17 protein-coding genes are annotated in these 16,315 nt (G+C 49.4%); 13 read left to right on the forward strand and 4 right to left on the reverse strand.

Features of this window, described 5'->3' with window-relative positions; genetic code table 11:
- Window positions 1-9 precede the first annotated feature (9 nt).
- The 3 genes from N3Z11_RS13565 to N3Z11_RS13575 are packed head-to-tail and all read left to right on the forward strand — an operon-like array spanning window position 10 to window position 3,011.
- Window positions 10-1,185, forward strand: a complete 1,176-nt coding sequence (locus N3Z11_RS13565; RefSeq protein ID WP_260657730.1) for a DegT/DnrJ/EryC1/StrS family aminotransferase — start codon at window positions 10-12, stop codon at window positions 1,183-1,185.
- Window positions 1,186-1,225: 40 nt separating this feature from the next.
- Window positions 1,226-2,161: a glycosyltransferase family 2 protein gene (locus N3Z11_RS13570; protein WP_260657771.1), complete on the forward strand. Its 936-nt coding sequence runs from the start codon at window positions 1,226-1,228 to the stop codon at window positions 2,159-2,161.
- Window positions 2,151-3,011 carry a glycosyltransferase gene (locus N3Z11_RS13575; RefSeq protein ID WP_260657731.1) on the forward strand — a complete coding sequence of 287 codons (861 nt, stop codon included), beginning with the start codon at window positions 2,151-2,153 and terminating at the stop codon, window positions 3,009-3,011. The genes N3Z11_RS13570 and N3Z11_RS13575 overlap by 11 nt, the downstream gene beginning before the upstream one ends.
- A 65-nt stretch (window positions 3,012-3,076) precedes the next feature.
- Here N3Z11_RS13575 and N3Z11_RS13580 read toward each other — a convergent pair whose 3' ends face one another.
- Genes N3Z11_RS13580 through wcaK form a run of 4 tightly spaced genes read right to left on the reverse strand, consistent with a single transcriptional unit; the run spans window position 3,077 to window position 8,377 of the window.
- The gene (locus N3Z11_RS13580) at window positions 3,077-4,525 is read right to left on the reverse strand and encodes a hypothetical protein (RefSeq protein WP_260657732.1); all 1,449 of its coding nucleotides are present in this window, start codon (window positions 4,523-4,525) and stop codon (window positions 3,077-3,079) included.
- 15 nt (window positions 4,526-4,540) lie between these two features.
- Window positions 4,541-5,848, reverse strand: coding sequence for an oligosaccharide flippase family protein (locus N3Z11_RS13585; protein ID WP_260657733.1), 1,308 nt, complete (start codon window positions 5,846-5,848; stop codon window positions 4,541-4,543).
- Entirely contained in the window at window positions 5,835-7,076 is a 1,242-nt protein-coding gene (locus N3Z11_RS13590; RefSeq protein ID WP_260657734.1) for a glycosyltransferase, read from the reverse strand. Before N3Z11_RS13590 ends, N3Z11_RS13585 begins: the two co-directional genes overlap by 14 nt.
- Window positions 7,073-8,377: a colanic acid biosynthesis pyruvyl transferase WcaK gene (gene wcaK / locus N3Z11_RS13595; protein WP_260657735.1), complete on the reverse strand. Its 1,305-nt coding sequence runs from the start codon at window positions 8,375-8,377 to the stop codon at window positions 7,073-7,075. Before wcaK ends, N3Z11_RS13590 begins: the two co-directional genes overlap by 4 nt.
- A gap of 143 nt (window positions 8,378-8,520) precedes the next feature.
- Between wcaK and gspG the strand changes: the two genes are divergently transcribed.
- The 10 genes from gspG to N3Z11_RS13645 are packed head-to-tail and all read left to right on the forward strand — an operon-like array spanning window position 8,521 to window position 16,273.
- The gene (gspG, locus tag N3Z11_RS13600; protein ID WP_260657736.1) at window positions 8,521-8,925 is read left to right on the forward strand and encodes a type II secretion system major pseudopilin GspG; all 405 of its coding nucleotides are present in this window, start codon (window positions 8,521-8,523) and stop codon (window positions 8,923-8,925) included.
- Window positions 8,909-10,600 (forward strand): GspE/PulE family protein, encoded by a 1,692-nt coding sequence (locus N3Z11_RS13605; protein WP_260657737.1) that lies wholly within the window; start codon window positions 8,909-8,911, stop codon window positions 10,598-10,600. The genes gspG and N3Z11_RS13605 overlap by 17 nt, the downstream gene beginning before the upstream one ends.
- Window positions 10,600-11,790 carry a type II secretion system F family protein gene (locus N3Z11_RS13610; RefSeq protein WP_260657738.1) on the forward strand — a complete coding sequence of 397 codons (1,191 nt, stop codon included), beginning with the start codon at window positions 10,600-10,602 and terminating at the stop codon, window positions 11,788-11,790. Before N3Z11_RS13605 ends, N3Z11_RS13610 begins: the two co-directional genes overlap by 1 nt.
- Window positions 11,777-12,187: a prepilin-type N-terminal cleavage/methylation domain-containing protein gene (locus N3Z11_RS13615; RefSeq protein WP_260657739.1), complete on the forward strand. Its 411-nt coding sequence runs from the start codon at window positions 11,777-11,779 to the stop codon at window positions 12,185-12,187. The genes N3Z11_RS13610 and N3Z11_RS13615 overlap by 14 nt, the downstream gene beginning before the upstream one ends.
- Complete coding sequence (locus tag N3Z11_RS13620; RefSeq protein WP_260657740.1) at window positions 12,159-12,563, forward strand: type II secretion system protein J; 405 nt, start codon at window positions 12,159-12,161, stop codon at window positions 12,561-12,563. Before N3Z11_RS13615 ends, N3Z11_RS13620 begins: the two co-directional genes overlap by 29 nt.
- Window positions 12,542-13,231 carry a type II secretion system protein J gene (locus N3Z11_RS13625; protein WP_260657741.1) on the forward strand — a complete coding sequence of 230 codons (690 nt, stop codon included), beginning with the start codon at window positions 12,542-12,544 and terminating at the stop codon, window positions 13,229-13,231. The genes N3Z11_RS13620 and N3Z11_RS13625 overlap by 22 nt, the downstream gene beginning before the upstream one ends.
- Window positions 13,215-14,147, forward strand: a complete 933-nt coding sequence (locus N3Z11_RS13630) for a general secretion pathway protein GspK (RefSeq protein WP_260657742.1) — start codon at window positions 13,215-13,217, stop codon at window positions 14,145-14,147. The genes N3Z11_RS13625 and N3Z11_RS13630 overlap by 17 nt, the downstream gene beginning before the upstream one ends.
- Window positions 14,144-15,250 (forward strand): PilN domain-containing protein, encoded by a 1,107-nt coding sequence (locus tag N3Z11_RS13635; protein WP_260657743.1) that lies wholly within the window; start codon window positions 14,144-14,146, stop codon window positions 15,248-15,250. Before N3Z11_RS13630 ends, N3Z11_RS13635 begins: the two co-directional genes overlap by 4 nt.
- Complete coding sequence (gene gspM, locus N3Z11_RS13640; protein WP_260657744.1) at window positions 15,247-15,798, forward strand: type II secretion system protein GspM; 552 nt, start codon at window positions 15,247-15,249, stop codon at window positions 15,796-15,798. The genes N3Z11_RS13635 and gspM overlap by 4 nt, the downstream gene beginning before the upstream one ends.
- The gene (locus N3Z11_RS13645) at window positions 15,782-16,273 is read left to right on the forward strand and encodes a hypothetical protein (protein ID WP_260657745.1); all 492 of its coding nucleotides are present in this window, start codon (window positions 15,782-15,784) and stop codon (window positions 16,271-16,273) included. The genes gspM and N3Z11_RS13645 overlap by 17 nt, the downstream gene beginning before the upstream one ends.
- The last annotated feature ends 42 nt before the right edge of the window (window positions 16,274-16,315 follow it).

Raw genomic sequence — 16,315 nt, forward strand, 5'->3', positions numbered from 1 at the left:
TGGTGTGATATGTTAAATACAGCTTTTTCGGCTTGGCCGTCTTTTACTCAGGAAGAAGCAGATGCTGTGTCCAGAGTGATTTTGTCTAATAAAGTGAATTACTGGACAGGCCAGGAATGTCGTGAATTTGAGCGTGAGTTTGCCGATTGGTGTGGCACTGAATATGCCGTCAGTTTACATAATGGCACTGTGGCACTGGATGTTGCCCTCAAAGCGCTGGGGGTAGGCCAGGGCGATGAAGTTATCGTCACACCCAGAACTTTTTTAGCCTCTGTGTCTTGTGTGGTGAATGCCGGTGCTGTGCCGGTGTTTGCCGATGTTGATTTAAACAGTCAGAACATCACAGCAGAAAGTATTAAAGCGGTGCTAACCCCCAAAACCAAAGCGGTGATTGTGGTGCATCTGGCAGGCATGCCAGCCGATATGGACCCCATTATGGCGCTTGCGGCTGAGCGTGGTTTTTTTGTTATTGAAGATTGTGCCCAGGCCCATGGCGCCCGATATAAAGGCCGCTCTGTCGGTTCTATTGGTCATATCGGTGCCTGGTCTTTCTGTCAGGACAAAATCATGACCACAGGCGGTGAAGGTGGCATGGTGACTACCCATGACAAAAACCTCTGGGCAAGCATGTGGTCTTTTAAAGACCACGGTAAAAGTTTCAGCTCTGTGTATGAAAAACAACATCCGCCGGGATTTCGTTGGGTGCACGACTCCTTTGGTACCAACTGGCGCATGCTGGAAGTACAGGCCGTGATTGGCCGTATTCAGCTAAAAAGAATGGCGGACTGGACGGCAAAACGCCGTGCCAATGCTGCTTTATTAGATGAGGCGGTGGCCGATATTCAATTGTTACGCCGTGTTCAGGTGCCGGCAGATTGCGAACATGCTGAATATAAACATTATTTTTTTGTCAGACCTGAATTTTTAGCACCAGGCTGGAGCAGAGATCGTATTATCGAAGAAATTACCCGGCGTGGTGTGCCCTGTTATCAGGGCAGTTGTAGTGAAGTGTATCTGGAGAAGGCTTTTGACAATACCGGCTGGCGTCCGGCCGAACCTTTGCCAAATGCGCGGCAGCTGGGTGAAACCAGCCTGATGATGTTGGTGCATCCAACTTTAACCAGCGCCGAAATGGAAAAAAGCTGCAAAGTATTACGTGAAGTTGCGTTGCTTGCTACCGTGTAACATTGATTGAGAATCTAAATTGGCCTTTTTGATATCCGTCGTGATACCACTTTACAATAAGCAAAACTCGGCAGCTCGGGCTATCAGCTCTGTGTTAAGGCAGACTGATCAGAATTTTGAGTTGATTGTGGTTGACGACGGTTCGACTGATGACAGTTTGCGGGTGGCTCGTGGTTTTTCCGATCCCCGGCTGGTGTTGCTGACCCAACAGAACGAAGGTGTGGCTTCGGCGCGTAACAGAGGTGTGAAGGCTGCAACCGGCGATTATGTGTGTTTTCTCGACGCAGACGATGAATATGCAGCAGATTTTCTGCTGCAAATCCGCAAACTGATTTTGTTGAACCCGGCAGCGGCATTATTTGCCTGTCGTTATAAAGAGGTTGATGAATGTGGTCAGCCATTTTTGGGCCGTTGTGATCTGCCGGACGATTTCTGCGGCCAGGTGGACGACTTTTTTTCGCATTACCAGCGTAGCCGCTCGTTAATCTGTTCTTCCAACATCTGTGCCCGTCGTGAGCTCATAAATCAGGTTGGTGGTTTTCCTGATGGCGAGCGGATAGGGGAAGACATCTATTTATGGTTAAGGCTGGCGTTGCTGGGTCCTGTGATGTTCAGTGGCAAGATCCTGTCCACTGTGTACCGCAATGCCGAAAACCGCACCATCAGTTCCGGCCTTCGGATGATCCCATTCCATACCCGCTATTTTCTGATGCACGACAGCTGGCAACAGGGTCAGGATAAAGCTGTGGTTGAACAGGTGCTTAATTTTATTTATCACAATGGCCTGATCAACGTTTGTGGTGCCTTAATGGTGAATAATAAAAACGTGGCCGAGGAATTTGTCCGGTTAATTTATCCAAAGCGAAAGTGGCTGGCGCTCCTGATCACCTGCCTTCGGCTGTTGCCGGCGACAGTGTTTTTGTTTGGCAAAAAAATACGTAATTTCGTCACAATAAGATCGATTGATGTCCGATAAATCCACGCCTTTTATCAGCATTTATATCCCGACCAAAAATCGTTTTACCTTGTTACAACGTGCAGTGCAGAGTTGTCTTGCCCAGAGTTATCAGTCCTTTGAAATCATTGTGGTGGATGATGGTTCTGCACCTGAGGTGCAGTTGCAGTTGCAGCAGTTTGCACAGCAAACGCCAAAAATGAAGTTGTTGTGCAATGCTGTGTCTGTGGGGGCTGGTGCAGCACGTAATCAGGCGATTGCCATTGCTAAAGGTGAGTTTATTACCGGCCTTGATGATGATGACGAGTTTACCGCTGAACGGCTGCAGGAATTTGTGCAGAACTGGACAGACGCCGACAGTTTTTTAAGCACGGGTTATCAGTTTTATACCGGGCCGGGCCAGATGCTGCGTAGTGCCAGAAAAGCCATGACTATCACAGCGGACGACTTACTGATGGTGAATCTGGTTGGTAACCAAGTCTTTACTAAAACCCGCTATTTACGGGATATCGGTGGTTTTGATCCACAGCTGGTCGCCTGTCAGGATTACGATGTCTGGATCCGGCTGACACAAAGTTTTGGCGCAGGCCGGCGTCTGGCCAATTTCAGTTATATAGTGCATCAGGAGCACGAGCTGGAGCGAATTTCCAATCCAGAGCGCAGATTAACCGGCCATCAGCAACTGATTGATAAACATCGTTTGTTATGGACAGCATCCCAGCTGCGCAGTCAGCAGTTTTATCGTCAGTTACAAAGCGGGCAGCCGCTGAGTTTTGCCTTAGTGCCGCTGGCGCTTTGGCGCAACCTGAAGGTGCTGCTTAAAGTTGCTTTAGTGCAGTGGTATCAGAAAAAACGTTTTTTCAGCCGGTAGCGGGTCGGCTGCGGCCTATTTCAGCCCTGGTAAGCTCTGCCCTGTATAGCTCTGCCCTGTAAAGCTCAGCCCTGGAAAGTCCGGCGCAACACCCGCAGTTGTTTTTTCAGCTGTTGTTGCAGCCTGTGCAAACTGCGGCTGAAAAAACCAAGAGGTTCGTTGTAGGGCAGCTGATCCAGCTCAGGCCAGGCATGACAAATCACAGCGCGGTGCAGCTTGTTTTGTTGTTGTTCGGGCAGCGGCAGAGTCAGCATGGCGTCAACTGCATGGCGGTGATTCAGCGGATACATAAAAATAATGCCATTTTGATTGCCGTATTTATGCACTGAAGCATAAGCACCCACCCGGTTTTCCAGATAAAACAGCCCCAGTTGTTGCCACAGCGGTAAGTCCGGTAACTGCTGAAGATAGTCCCGGGCAGCCTTCGCAAAAGCGGGATGTTCTGGTACACCGGACAGGCGGTGTAACAATGCCGCTGTGAGGGGCTCTGTTAATCCTTGTTCCGGCCAATAAAAAGCCCGGCATAATTCACCGCCAATACCGGTCAGGGCAAAATGACGGCCTTGTTCAATATCTATCAAAGCGCGGTAACGCAAGGCGCTGCCACCAATACAATAGCCGGTTCTGGCAAGCCACTCATCTTCGTTTTGGCCGCTGTTTGCTGCAACTGGTGGCAGCACAAACTGATGTTGTAAGCCCAAAGTGCCGGCCAAATGGCTGGCAACCTGTTGATCCAGGCCGGCGCGGGTTTTGTGTTCTTTGCGTGTCCAGAATCGTAATTCGCTGAGCCATGGTTTGGCACAGGCCAGCATCAACCGGGTTTCGTAGCCGGCACTCAGGCCAATTTTAGTGGGGGCATTGCCGACACAGGCTCTGATATGTGCTTGCACTACCGCACAGATTGTTTTGGCTTTTTGCTGAAGAGCGTCCTGCTCTGCTGAGCCTGAGGTAAAGGGTTGTGGCCAATGGCGTTTTACTGAAAAATCAGACAACAGCAGTTTATGGTTAGCTAACAGCCGCAAACATTTTTTTTGCGGTAACAGGGCAAAAAGATAAAAGTGTTCACTGTGCCTCACATCCATGGCAGCCATCAGACTCGTATCAAGCTGCTCCTGCCATGGCGAGGGCAATAAAGCGGCGGATGACATAATCAGCTGTGCTTGCGGGCAATAAATACAAGGCTGGGACGCCATGGCATCGGTGTAAAACTGGCCACCTTCGAGCAAACTCAGGCACAGCCAGCGGCCACCGAGCTGGAATAACCAGGCCTCAAAGGCGGCTGTGGTGTCGATGCTCAGCTGCTGTGGTTGTGAGGGGCTTAGCATTTCGCCCTGTAATGTCACAGGCCAGCCGAGTAAAAAGCCAAGTGATTCGCCCTGAGGCGATAATAGCGGGATCACCGGCAAATCATCGGCGCTCGCCAGATAATAGTCAGCAAATACCGACACCTGATAACCTGCAGGCAGGTAAGCCGGATTTTTCGCCAACATAAACTGGTGTGACAGCACTTGCATTACCAAAGCCCCATGTTAAAAAAGAACCGCAGGATTGAGCATGATACCTGCGCCGGATGCCGCCAGAGTCAGCAGCACATAGGGTGCTGCCTGGCGCCACAGATTGCCGCCCTTCGGCGCTGCGCCACGCTGTCTAAAATAATGCTGGGCATAACAAGACAGCACAAACTGCACCGCAGACAACACCAGCGCCACCCAATAAAGGTTGGCCAGTGCGGCGGTCAGGCTCACCAGACTGACCATCACCAGCGACGCCCACAGATTCCAGTAAAACTCCACGTCTGAGCGGCCCATGCTCTGGCAATAGGTGCTGAGCACCATGCCGCTGGGTTTGATCATGCCATAGAGGGCAAAAATACAAAGTAATACAGCAGCTTGTTGGTAGGTTTCGCCAAACAACCACAGCACCAGCGGTGAACTTAAAAGGGCAAGGCCGGCATAGACCACAGTGTTGAGCTGAAGGTTCAGGCGCAGCGACTGTTGAAATAATTCAGTGGCGTCCGTTCTACGGGCAAATCTTGGCAACAGCACACGCTGGATCACCGGATTGAGCAGTCTTGGCGGCTGCTGAATAATATCTTTGGCCAGTGAATATAAACCAAGAGCTTCAAGGCCAAGTAGCTTGCCGATAATCAGTTGATCCACTCTGTTACGCAGGAATCCGATAACCTGAGCGCCGGACTGAAACAAGCCAAAACGCAGTGCCGCACGCCAGAGCGGGAAATCCAGCGTGCATCGCCAGTCAATTGGAGTTTTGGTGGCCATCCACAGCAATAACAGCCTGAATAAGGCGCCTGTCAGCTGACCATAAACCAGTGCATCCAACGCAGGAGGAAAGCTCAGCAACAAATACAGCGTGAGCGCAAAGGCCGCAGTTTTGCTCAGGATGTCGATTTGTGCCAGTTTTGCCAGTTGGCCTTCCCGCAGCATCTCTGCGTGGTACTGCGTGGATGCGCCGAGTAATAACAGCTGTGGCGCCAGTAATGTCAGCAGTGACGTAAGCACTGAACTTTGATAAAGCCAGCCTGCGAGCGGGGCGCTGAGTAAACAGAGTGTTGTGGCAACAGCGCCCAGCGTGATGCTGAGCAAATGCAGGTTGGTCCGGTCATTGGGTTGCAGGTTCTGGTATTGCACCGCAAAGGTGGAAAGCCCAAGATCCTGCAAATAACCAAGCAATAACAACATGATACTTAATAGCGCAAAAATGCCGAGACTGGCCTGATCCAATTGTCTGGCCAACAGCACCATCAACAAAATCTGACTTAAGGTGCCAACCAGGCTGGCGGCAAAACTCCAGAGGGCATCCTGCTTAATTGACGCCATGTTGAGCATCCGTGAAATAAGCGGCCAGACCATCGTAAATCTGCTGCTGGTCAAATTCCTGTTCTATGCTTGCTCTGGCATTTTTTCGAAGCTCCCCCAGCGCATAATGGCCCTGAATAAGCCGTTGCAGCTCTGTGGCTATGGCCGCTGCATCGCGCTCCGCTACCAATAAACCGGACTTGCCATGGCAAATCAGTTCCGGAATGCCGCTGTGATAAGTGGATAAACAAATCACGCCACTGGCCATTGCTTCCATCAGGGACACCGGAATACCTTCCATATCACCATTGCCGGCCGTGACGCTTGGTAATAAAAACACGTCGCTCTGAGCCAGGGCCTCAGCAACTCTGGCAGGTGGCTGAACACCACAGAGCTGAATGTCCTGCTCAAGCCCAAGGTTGTGAATTTGTGCTGTCAGAGCCGGACGCAGCGGGCCATCACCGATAATTCGGTATTGCACAGCCACACCTGCACTCTTTAATAAAGCAATAGCGGAGATGGCAAATTCCAGTCCTTTTTTTTCGGTAAAGCGGGCAACCGATAACAGCTGTAAAGGCTGTTGTAATGCTCTTTCCGGCGATGGAAACAAAAATTTTTGTGTGTCAACGCCGGTGCGTAGCAGTTTTATTTTGTCTTTAGGACAGCCGAGTTCTGCTAAACGCTGACACCAGAGCTTGCTGATAGCAAACACCGCAGGGCAAACTAAAAACAGCTCCTGATAACAAGACTGATATTTGCTGAGCACTTTTTGTTCTGACAAATCAAAACCATGGAAAACCGGCACAATCTTGCCCGCCAGCAGACCCGCCTGCTGCAGCTGCTGCGCCAGGCTGGCTGTGGTGCCAAAATGGCAAATCAGATAGTCCGCTGCATAGATTTGCTGGTGCGCTGCGATGATGGCGGCCAGATAACTGCGTGGTGTTGCGCTGCCGGATGGCGTACATAACACACGCCACACTGACTTTTTACCAAGTCCGGTTGCAATAAGCCTTGCTCTTTGCAGCACTCTGCCGGTTTTGGTCGCCGGGGTTTGTGGCAGCAGGTAAGTACATCTTTGACTGAGCTGATAGCGTTTTTCTGTTTCTGCGCTCAGCGGGCGGGGATCCTGGCTGAGCGCAATAATTTTCACATCAAAACCACGGTCGATAAGACCAGTGAGCTGATCAAGGACAAAGGTTTCTGAATAACATGGAAATTTATCTAAAAAGTAAATCAGCGAGGGTTTCACTGTGCCGTCTCCGCGCTGTTCACAAGATCGGCTCTATCCACACTGTTGGCACTGGCTGTACCACAGGCAAGCCGGATCGCCGTGGCGGCACGTTGTTTTTCCTGTTGCACTGCGGCATCCGAGCGGACTTTTAACGCCGGCAGGTCATCAAGGGCGGCAAAAATGTGCTGCAAAGCTTCACCGCTGCACAGTTGCTGCAAACTAAGCGCCTGCTGCGGTAACTGCATTTGGGCAAAAATACCCGCTGATTTGTGTTCATAGTTAATGGCAAATGCCGGCGTGCCAAAGTTCATCGAGATAATAGCGCTATGTAAGCGGGTGCCTATGGTGAGCTGGCACTGCGAAAATAACCAACCCAGTTCAATGTCATTTAACTCGCGCATTTCCACTTCAGCAGCTTCTGGCCTGCTCAGTTGCTGTTTGAGTTTTAACGCCAGCATCCGATCATCGTTTTTGTAACCATCAATACCGGTGCAGGTCGACAATAACAACAGCTGATAACCGGCGTCGATAAGCGTCTCCATCAGTTGGAGCATGGCTTGTTCAAACTGCGCCTGGCTGCAGTTGAGTTTTTTATCAAAAGGATAAAGGGTACGGATAGTCAGCGCTATACGCCGCCCGCCGGCGGGCAATTGCCAGTTGGCCGGCACAGGCCATGCCGAAGGTTCAACCAGCCAGGCGGTATCAGCGCCCATCAACAGCTGTTTCACCGGTATTGTGGCATGAGTTAATAAATCCGCGCTGATGGGTTCTCGCAGCATCAGCGCTTCTGCTCTTGCAAAAACAACAGCGGCAATATGGCAAAAGGTGGCGTTGTTAAAAGGGCCCACGCTGTGGCCTAACAAATATAAAGGCCGTCTGGCGAGCAAAGTGCAAAGTGCATAATCAAACTGGCTGGCGCCGTACAGGTCAACAAAGTTTGAGCCGCCGACCTGAATCACCAGATCAAATTGCCGGACAAAAGCAATTTCCTGACGCATCAGTTCTGGCAACGGCAGTCTTAACCAGAGCGCCAGTGCAGGGTGTTCAACATGAAATGCCAGATAGCGGCTCAGGTATCGTGCTTTGATAAAAGCTTTCAGGCGCCCGCTCAGACCTGCTTTTGGCTGCTGATATAAGCCGGTTAACCTGTCCTGCTGGTAGGGTTGCCCTGATAAATAAGAAGAACTGACGGGAAAACGGCTTATCCAGCTAAAGTGTGCTGAAGGGAAAAGCTGTTGCAGGCTTTGATATAGTCCTCTGGAAATGGCACAGTCGCCCCGGTTGGCACAGGCATGGTTACCCATCAACAGTATTTTCACGCGAAAAAAACCACCATGATTTAAAACAGTTTGCGAGTGTAGAGCTTATGGCGCAAGGGAACAAGAGCAAGCGGCAGCTTAGTTGCTTTTGACAAATCTTTTAGTGGATAATGCAAGTCCTCGTTTTGGAAAAGGAAGATGTTGTGCGTTGCTATTCGACACGTCGCTCAGGTTTTACGCTGATTGAATTATTAATTGTGATGGTTATTCTGGGGTTGCTGGCTTCCTTGGTGGCACCAACCATGTTTTCCAAAGTTGAATCATCAAAACGAAATACCGCAACGGCGCAAATGGAAATGTTAGCGACTTCGCTCGACGCATTTCGCCTTGATGTAGGTAAATACCCGGACAATCTGAATGAGTTATTAAATTCTGACCGCAAAGGTTGGGATGGTCCTTATCTGCCAAAAGATGTGCCGATGGACCCATGGGGCAATCCTTACGTTTACCGGTTTCCGGGCCAAAGCCATGCTTATGACTTATTAAGCTTAGGTGCTGACGGTGTAGATGGCGGTGAAGAAGATAACGCCGATGTCTCTTACCGATAACCCTGTGGGCGCCGGTTTTCAGGGCATAGCCGGTTATATTTTTCAGCTGGGTCTGGTTAATCAGGGCCAGCTTGAGCGTGCACTTGACTACAAACGCCAGTTAGGTGGCCGTATTGAGCAAATACTGGTCAACCTTGGTGTTATTCAACACGATGATTTAGTTGAGGTTTACGCCGGTTATCTGCAGTTACCCAAGTTTGAAGCCATCACCGAAGAAAATTCCCTGCCGTTGTCTGTGCTGGAGCAGCTTGATATCAATCAGGCTGTTACTGCCGGTGCTTTGCCTTTCAGGCTGGAGCAACAACAGTTGCATCTGGCGGTGCTGGATCCTTTTAAGCTGGATCTTTACGACCTGTGGAAAGCCGAAGGTTACGAAGTGGTACTGCACGTTTGCAAACAAAGCCACTTTGATGCACTTCGTGTGCAGTTAACCGTTGCCCAAACCTCTGAAAAACATCAATCGCACGATGGTGGCTCTGAGCTGGAGCGCCTGCGTGAACTGGCCTTTGGTGCGCCTACTGTTAACCTGGTGAACAACCTGATCGTCCGTGGTATTAAACTGCGTGCATCGGATATGCACATTGAGCCATTAAATGGCCGTTACCGCGTGCGTTACCGGGTGGATGGCATTTTGCATCAGGCGGAAACTATTCCGCTTGATTTGCAGTTGGGTGTTATTTCGCGCATTAAAATTCTTGCCGGCATGGACATTGCTGAACGTCGCAAGCCGCAGGATGGCAAAATAGAAACCTCAGTCGCCGGCAAAGAGCTGGATATCCGGGTGTCGTCCTTGCCGCTGGGTGAGGGTGAAAGTATGGTGATGCGTTTCCTGCTGAAAGAATCAGTGAATTTTGGCCTGGAAACCATCGGCTACGAGCAGGACCTGATTGATCTGATTGAAAAGGATCTGCAAAGAACAACTGGGGTTGTGCTGATGACAGGCCCGACTGGCTCGGGTAAAACCACCAGTCTGTATTCTTTTTTAGCCAGGCTGAATGAACCTTCGGTCAAAATTATTACGCTGGAAGATCCGATAGAATACCGGTTAGACGGTGTTAACCAGGTGCAGATCCATACCGAAATTGGTCTGGACTTTGCCCGTGGCCTGCGCAGTATAGTGCGTCAGGATCCGGACATTATCATGGTGGGTGAAATCCGTGACCATGAAACCGCCCGTATTGCCATGCAATCATCACTGACCGGTCACCTTGTGTTCAGTACTGTGCACACCAACGATGCGCCAACCACCTTTACCCGTCTGATTGATTTAGGGGTAGAAGAGTTTTTATTAAATGCCTCGCTGATATCGGTGATGGCACAGCGCTTAGTCAGAACCATCTGTCCATATTGCAAAACCTGTGATGAAAATTCGGCTTTATTACATCAGCATAAAGAGATGATGGCATTGGCAGAACGTCTGAACGTCACCCCGGCCTTTTCTGTAGGTGCAGGTTGTGATCGCTGTGGTGGTACCGGTTTTCTCGGTCGGGTGGCGATTTTGGAATATCTGCCAAACGATCATGAAATTCAGTCTTTTGCCAAAGATCAGGATTTCCTGGCAAAGGTTCGGGATTACCGCAACAGAAGGGGATTCAGAACTTTGCAGCAGGATGGTCTGTTAAAAGTGCTGAAGGGTGTCACCACACTGGATGAAGTCATGCGGGTTGCAGGTTAATGAACAACTGGGAGTTCGAAGCTGTTGACCCTGCAGGTGCCAAAGTTAAAGGCAGGGTAAGAGCTGATTCTGAACAAGCGGCATTGTTGCAGGTACAACAACGTAACCTGTCTCCGTTAAAAGTCCGGGTTGTCAAACTGGAATCTGATTTATTCAGCCGCATCTCTGCCGGTGAAATAGAGCAGATGACCACCGAACTTGCACTATTGCTTCGTAATGGGGTGCAGCTGGACCGTGCTCTGGAAATGATGTCCGCAGTGAACCCTAATCAGGCGCTGGCGGCATTATTAACCAATATGACCGAGGAAGTGCGTGGCGGCGGTAGTCTTTATGGTGCTTTTGCCCGTTTCCCGCGTTATTTTGACTCGCTGTTTTGTGAAATGGTGCGCATTGGTGAAGAAACCGGCAAACTGGCGGAAACGCTGGAGCGGGTCGCCGCCAGTCAAAAATTCCAGAATGAACTCAAAGGCAAGGTAAATCAGGCGATGATTTACCCGGCTTTTATTCTGGTGGTTTGTATTGTGGCGCTTTTTGCCATCTTTAACTTTATCGTGCCGAGCATGTCGGGTTTGTTCAGTAATATGAAAGACATACCCGCCTATACAGCTTTTTTGATCGACACCAGCAACTGGATGCAAAAATATCAGGGTTTGCTGGTTGGCTTTTTTGTGTTGCTGTTGTTGCTGGTGGTATTCAGCTGGCGCAAACCTGCTTTTAAAGCCATGGTGTTTTCTATATTGCGTAAGCTGCCGGTGATGAAAACCGGTTTGTTGCTGAGCGAGCGCATCCGTTATGTCTCTGCCATGCACCTGATGTTGCAAAGTGGTTTACCTTTGGCGCAGGCCCTTGGTTTTGCCGTTGGCGTGCTGACCGATAGCAGGTTGCAGGGGCAAATCCGCCGGGTCAGGGATGAAGTGACTCAGGGCCGGATGTTGTCTGAATCATTGGCGTTAACCGATATTCTGGAGCCTGTGATGCTGTCTTTGATCAAAGTGGGTGAAGAAAGCGGACGCCTTGACAGTATTTTTGCTGAAATTACCACCCGGACACGCTGGCGCTTTGAGCAATGGGCGCTGCGGTTAACCAGCATGCTGGAACCTTTACTCATTATTATCATGGGTGGTTTGGTTGGTTCTGTTGTGGTGACTATGCTGCTCAGTATTGTTGCGACTACTGATGTCCCGCTCTGATCCTGCACGTGGTTTTACTTTAATTGAACTGCTGATTGTCATGTTTATCATGTCAATCAGTTTGTCTTTGGTTCTGCCTTTAACTGTTGACCAGGTTGATAAAGCGAAACAACGCAGCGAGCGGCAACTGGTGGTGCTGTTTTATAAAAATGCGGTGCAACAGGCTTTTTTTGGCAGTCAGACCGTCAAACTGAAATTTCTGGGTAAAGTGCTGAGTTATGGTGAAGCAGAAAGGCGGCGCGAAGTCCGGTTTGAGCAGCTCAGTTTTCGCGAGGCCGAAATCACAGTCACAGTACCAGGTGTGATACCTGCAAAGCGTGTTGAAGTGGCCATCGACGGTCGGATATGGGTTCTCGAGCTTGATAAAGATGAAGCAAACTGGTTTAACCCTGATTGAAGTTTTAATCGCTTCAGTGATTTTATTTATGACACTGGGGCTGGTTGCAACTGTATTTCAGCAAAGTATGGGCATGCAGCAAAGGGCGATTAAACACCTTGCTGCGGCCGAGCAATTCCCATCCCTGGTCAGTCAAATCCGTTTTGAACTGGAACAGCAGAAAACCGAAGGTTCAATTGAACTCAATGCACAACGTTATCAATGGCAGGCCACTGAACTAAAACGGGCAAAAGAGCTCAGTTCAGTGGATGAAAACGGGCAGGATTATCTTGGCAATATTGGCATGCTGGTGTTGTTTAATGTCACAGTCACTTCACAAAACGGCGGGACTGGTTTTGAATTCAGACAGGCAATATGGTTAAGCAGCGAGGTTTAACATTACTGGAAATGCTGGTTGCGCTCAGTATCATGTCTGCCGTGATGATGCTGGCAAGCTCCGCTTACCGCTATTATGTGCTGGGCCTTAATCAGCAGCAAAAGCAGTTGCAAACCCAATTAACCCAGCTCAAAGCGCATACCGCCTGGCAACAGCAGTTGTCGGCCGCTGCCCTGTATTTTGTCAAAACGCCGGAGTTCAATCAGCTGCTGTTTGTCGGGCAACTGCATGAAGTCACCTGGATGAGTCATCGTAGTGTGCAACAGGCTGATTTACCCGCTATCGCCTGGATGGGGGTAGAAAATGGCGTTTGGCTTTATTGTGAAGCAACACTGCGCCAGCTTTTTGTCACAACACAAATCCCGACTTCAACCCAGATTTGTGAGCTGTTCCGCCAGGAAATTGCGCCTGTCAGTCAATTGCGGTTCAGCTATTTTGGCTGGAAGAGTACCGCCGAAAAATACGCCGGTATGGGCGAAGGTGCACAGGTGATCAACCCGTTTAAGCCTGAATGGCATGATGAATACGATGCCGCAGTAAAAGAATTATTACCCACCTATATCAAGCTGGACGTGACCACCGACAGTGGCAGTAATAGCTATTGGGTGCAGGTTGTTGAGAGCGACCCGGATAAAATCAGGATTTTTATGGGTGCAAAGGATCTATGATATGATTTCCCGCTCACAACGAGGTATTGCGTTAATTCTGGTGCTGATGCTGACTGCAGTCATTTCTGTGGTGGTGATTGTGATGCAATATAAAAGCAGATCAGCGCTTAATCTGGCGTTGCAGGCGCAGCAGTTTAGCCAGGCCAGAGCAAAAGTTGAATCGGCCCGCGAAGAGCTGATTTATGTGCTGACCACCACGCCGGTTTGGTTAACAGGTGCAGCGCCTTTGGAGCTTGAAACGCACGAACTGCCGCCTGAGTTTAATATCTCAGGGACTGCTTTTGTCTGGAATGATGTTGATTTCCGGCTGACAGATACCGCAGGTAAAGTTGCGTTAATTCCATTTAACGAAGCAACCTGGCGTAAATTACTGGAAGGTCATGGCCTGAAATCTGCCGATCCGGTGATTGATGCGATCAAAGACTGGATTGATGAAGACGATTTAACCCATTTGTATGGCGCCGAGTCTGGTGATTATGAATTGCCGGAATTTCCGAGGAATCAGCAGCCACAGTTTGAAGACGAGTTTCGTTTTGTGCTTGGAATGTCAGACGAACTCTGGCAAAGCCTGAGGCCTTCCCTCACAATGGTGGGCTATGAGTTGCCCAATCCGTATTTTATGCCTGACAATATGTTGCCATTGATGATTGGGCCTTTAACGGCAGAAATGTTGATTAAAGAGCGGACTGAACGCTTGTTCAGCAACGAGCTGGCCAGTGTGCTTCGCACCGAAGAAGAAACTTTTTTCCCCAGTAAAAGACTCGAAGTGCAGTTAAGAGCCAGAGTCGGGGAAGCTGAGTATTCAGAGAGTTTTGTATTAATCAGAGAAGCTGGTGCTGACCGTATCAGCCATATAACAAAAAAACAGCCCGGGCTTGAATGGCCTGTTGTGGAGTCAGGGGCAAATCACGAGTGAAAATAATACAAAAATTGTTCCGCAACCTGAATTGGCTGAGCCAGCCCGTCGAGAAGGCATTTAAACGCCGCCAACTGGCCACTTTGGTGATATCGCGCAGTCAGTATCAGGAACACAAGCGCAGTTATAAAGTGTCTTTACCCGATCTGTACCGTGTGGTGCAGAACGAGTGCAAAATGCTGTCCCGCCCTGGTCATGTGGTGGTCTGGATGGTGTTACCAAAAAACAGCGACAGCTATGAAGTGTTATTTGCGGTTATTGCACGCACTTTGTTAGCCGGTGTGCCGTCACAGCTGCAGTTGGTGGTTCCTGAAACCTGGTTGTTTTACCGTAATCTCAGTGCCAATGTGCTGTATCAGGTGCATTCTGCACAAAACTATTGGGCTTTTTTGTCAGCTTCGGGCACCTTGCACGTTACTGCGCAGCAAGGCCTGATGCAACATGCCAGTTATTTCCTCGAAGCCTTGGGCCTTTCAGAAACATCGGTTGAACGGCGTAGCCTTGAGCTGCCTGATTTTTTTGAGAAAAATGAATTAACGCTGCATTGGTGGCAATTGGCAGGGCTTTTTTGTTTACCGGAACGTTCGGTTGAGCCTTTTCAGGCAGAAAAATATAAAAATGTGGCAAAGGTGCTTGGAGTTGTCGCACTCAGTTATGGCCTGTTATTGTCGGCCGCTTTAGTGCTGCGCCAATCATGGCTGGAACAGGATGTCGCTGAGCTTAAAAAATCGGCTTCATCTTTGGTGGAGCAGCAGAGCAGGTTAGATGAACAGCTGCTGCTGATTAGCCATTACGACAAATTGCTGAACAACAGAACGACTTACAGCCTGATGCTGGCGGAGCTGGCAACACAGATTAAAGATGTTGCTGTGATTGAAAATGTCACTGTGACAGATAATCTGCTCACCATCCGCGGCAGCAGTCAGTCGGCAACAGACGTACTGGCAAAACTTGCTGAATCAGGCATTTGGCAGGAAAGCCGTTTTACCCAGCCGGTGCAACGCGGTACCGATGGAGACATGTTTACCATCACCGCAATTTATCAACCGCAAAATAACATCGCGCAAAAAGCGGACACTGTGGCATCAGAGGTGAAACCATGAGTGTGATGCAGCGTAATCAATTGGGAATAGCCTTTATTCTGGTGCTGGTGTTGCTGAAGTTTATTGTGGTGCCCTGGTTTGACTGGGTATCGGAAAAAACAGAAACCGTTGCCCAGCTTGCCACCAGTAAGCAGCGCTTTGAAAATGTCAGTGAGCGTCATGCCGCTTTAGTCACCAAGCAGCAGCAAATTGAACAAAGTTTTGCCCGCTTGCAAAAAATCTGGGCCAGCGGTAATGCAGCACAAAACTCTGTGGCAGTGCTTCGTTACATTGAAGCTGCCGCCAAAGAACAAGGTGTTGAGTTAAGTAATCGCAGTGCCCGTGAGGCTGTGGTTGCCGAGACAACCACAATTCCGGCCCGGATGTTTGTCCAGGGTTCACCGGAAGCCCTGTTAAAGTTTGTGCACAAACTCGAAACCGGCAGCCCTGCGATGATAGTGCACCGGCTGACCCTCAACAAAAACAACAAATTAGACAACACATTGGTGATGAACCTCGAAGTGATGGTATTAGCAGAGCCGGGAGTACCAGATGAAACTGGAAAATAGCCGGGAAAAAGGCATGGTTGCTGCGCTTTTGTTGTTACTGCTGATACATTTGGCAGTGACTTTTTTTGCGCAGTCAGGCAATTATCAAAAAAAGCAGCAACAGGCAGCTGAAAACATTGCGTCTTTTGATCTCAGCACCACAGAGCTTGCCGTAGAGCAATTAAGCGCCCTGAGTGAACTATTCGGTATTAAACCCAGTCTTGCAGTTGCGGGTTCTGCCAATAATGAAGCTGAACAAGATTTGCTGCAGGCAAAACCAACGCTGTTGGCTGTGAGTGAAAGCGCCGGGCAATTTATCGCGAAAATAGCCATCAGCGAACAAAACAGCAATCGTATTGTAACGATGCGGCCTGGTGATGAGTTGCTTGGTTATAAGTTAACCAAACTTACCTTAAATGACGCCGAATTTTCCAAGGGTGCATCGTCTTTTACCATGCATATGTTTAAGCGTGACGACAGCACCAAAACCAAATAAGTAACAGAGACAGAGTTAATGAATACGCAAAAACGAAAATGC

The sequence above is a fragment of the Rheinheimera sp. 4Y26 genome (assembly GCF_025245835.1).
GTDB lineage: Bacteria > Pseudomonadota > Gammaproteobacteria > Enterobacterales > Alteromonadaceae > Pararheinheimera.

What these genes read in the sequence shown, in the direction of transcription:
- N3Z11_RS13565 (WP_260657730.1), top strand. Translation starts at nt 10, where the DNA reads ATGTTAAATACAGCTTTTTCGGCTTGGCCGTCTTTTACTCAGGAAGAA.
- N3Z11_RS13575 (WP_260657731.1), top strand. Translation starts at nt 2,151, where the DNA reads ATGTCCGATAAATCCACGCCTTTTATCAGCATTTATATCCCGACCAAA.
- N3Z11_RS13580 (WP_260657732.1), bottom strand. Translation starts at nt 4,525, where the DNA reads ATGCAAGTGCTGTCACACCAGTTTATGTTGGCGAAAAATCCGGCTTAC.
- N3Z11_RS13585 (WP_260657733.1), bottom strand. Translation starts at nt 5,848, where the DNA reads ATGGCGTCAATTAAGCAGGATGCCCTCTGGAGTTTTGCCGCCAGCCTG.
- N3Z11_RS13605 (WP_260657737.1), top strand. Translation starts at nt 8,909, where the DNA reads ATGTCTCTTACCGATAACCCTGTGGGCGCCGGTTTTCAGGGCATAGCC.
- N3Z11_RS13610 (WP_260657738.1), top strand. Translation starts at nt 10,600, where the DNA reads ATGAACAACTGGGAGTTCGAAGCTGTTGACCCTGCAGGTGCCAAAGTT.
- N3Z11_RS13615 (WP_260657739.1), top strand. Translation starts at nt 11,777, where the DNA reads ATGTCCCGCTCTGATCCTGCACGTGGTTTTACTTTAATTGAACTGCTG.
- N3Z11_RS13620 (WP_260657740.1), top strand. Translation starts at nt 12,159, where the DNA reads ATGAAGCAAACTGGTTTAACCCTGATTGAAGTTTTAATCGCTTCAGTG.
- N3Z11_RS13625 (WP_260657741.1), top strand. Translation starts at nt 12,542, where the DNA reads ATGGTTAAGCAGCGAGGTTTAACATTACTGGAAATGCTGGTTGCGCTC.
- gspM (WP_260657744.1), top strand. Translation starts at nt 15,247, where the DNA reads ATGAGTGTGATGCAGCGTAATCAATTGGGAATAGCCTTTATTCTGGTG.
- N3Z11_RS13645 (WP_260657745.1), top strand. Translation starts at nt 15,782, where the DNA reads ATGAAACTGGAAAATAGCCGGGAAAAAGGCATGGTTGCTGCGCTTTTG.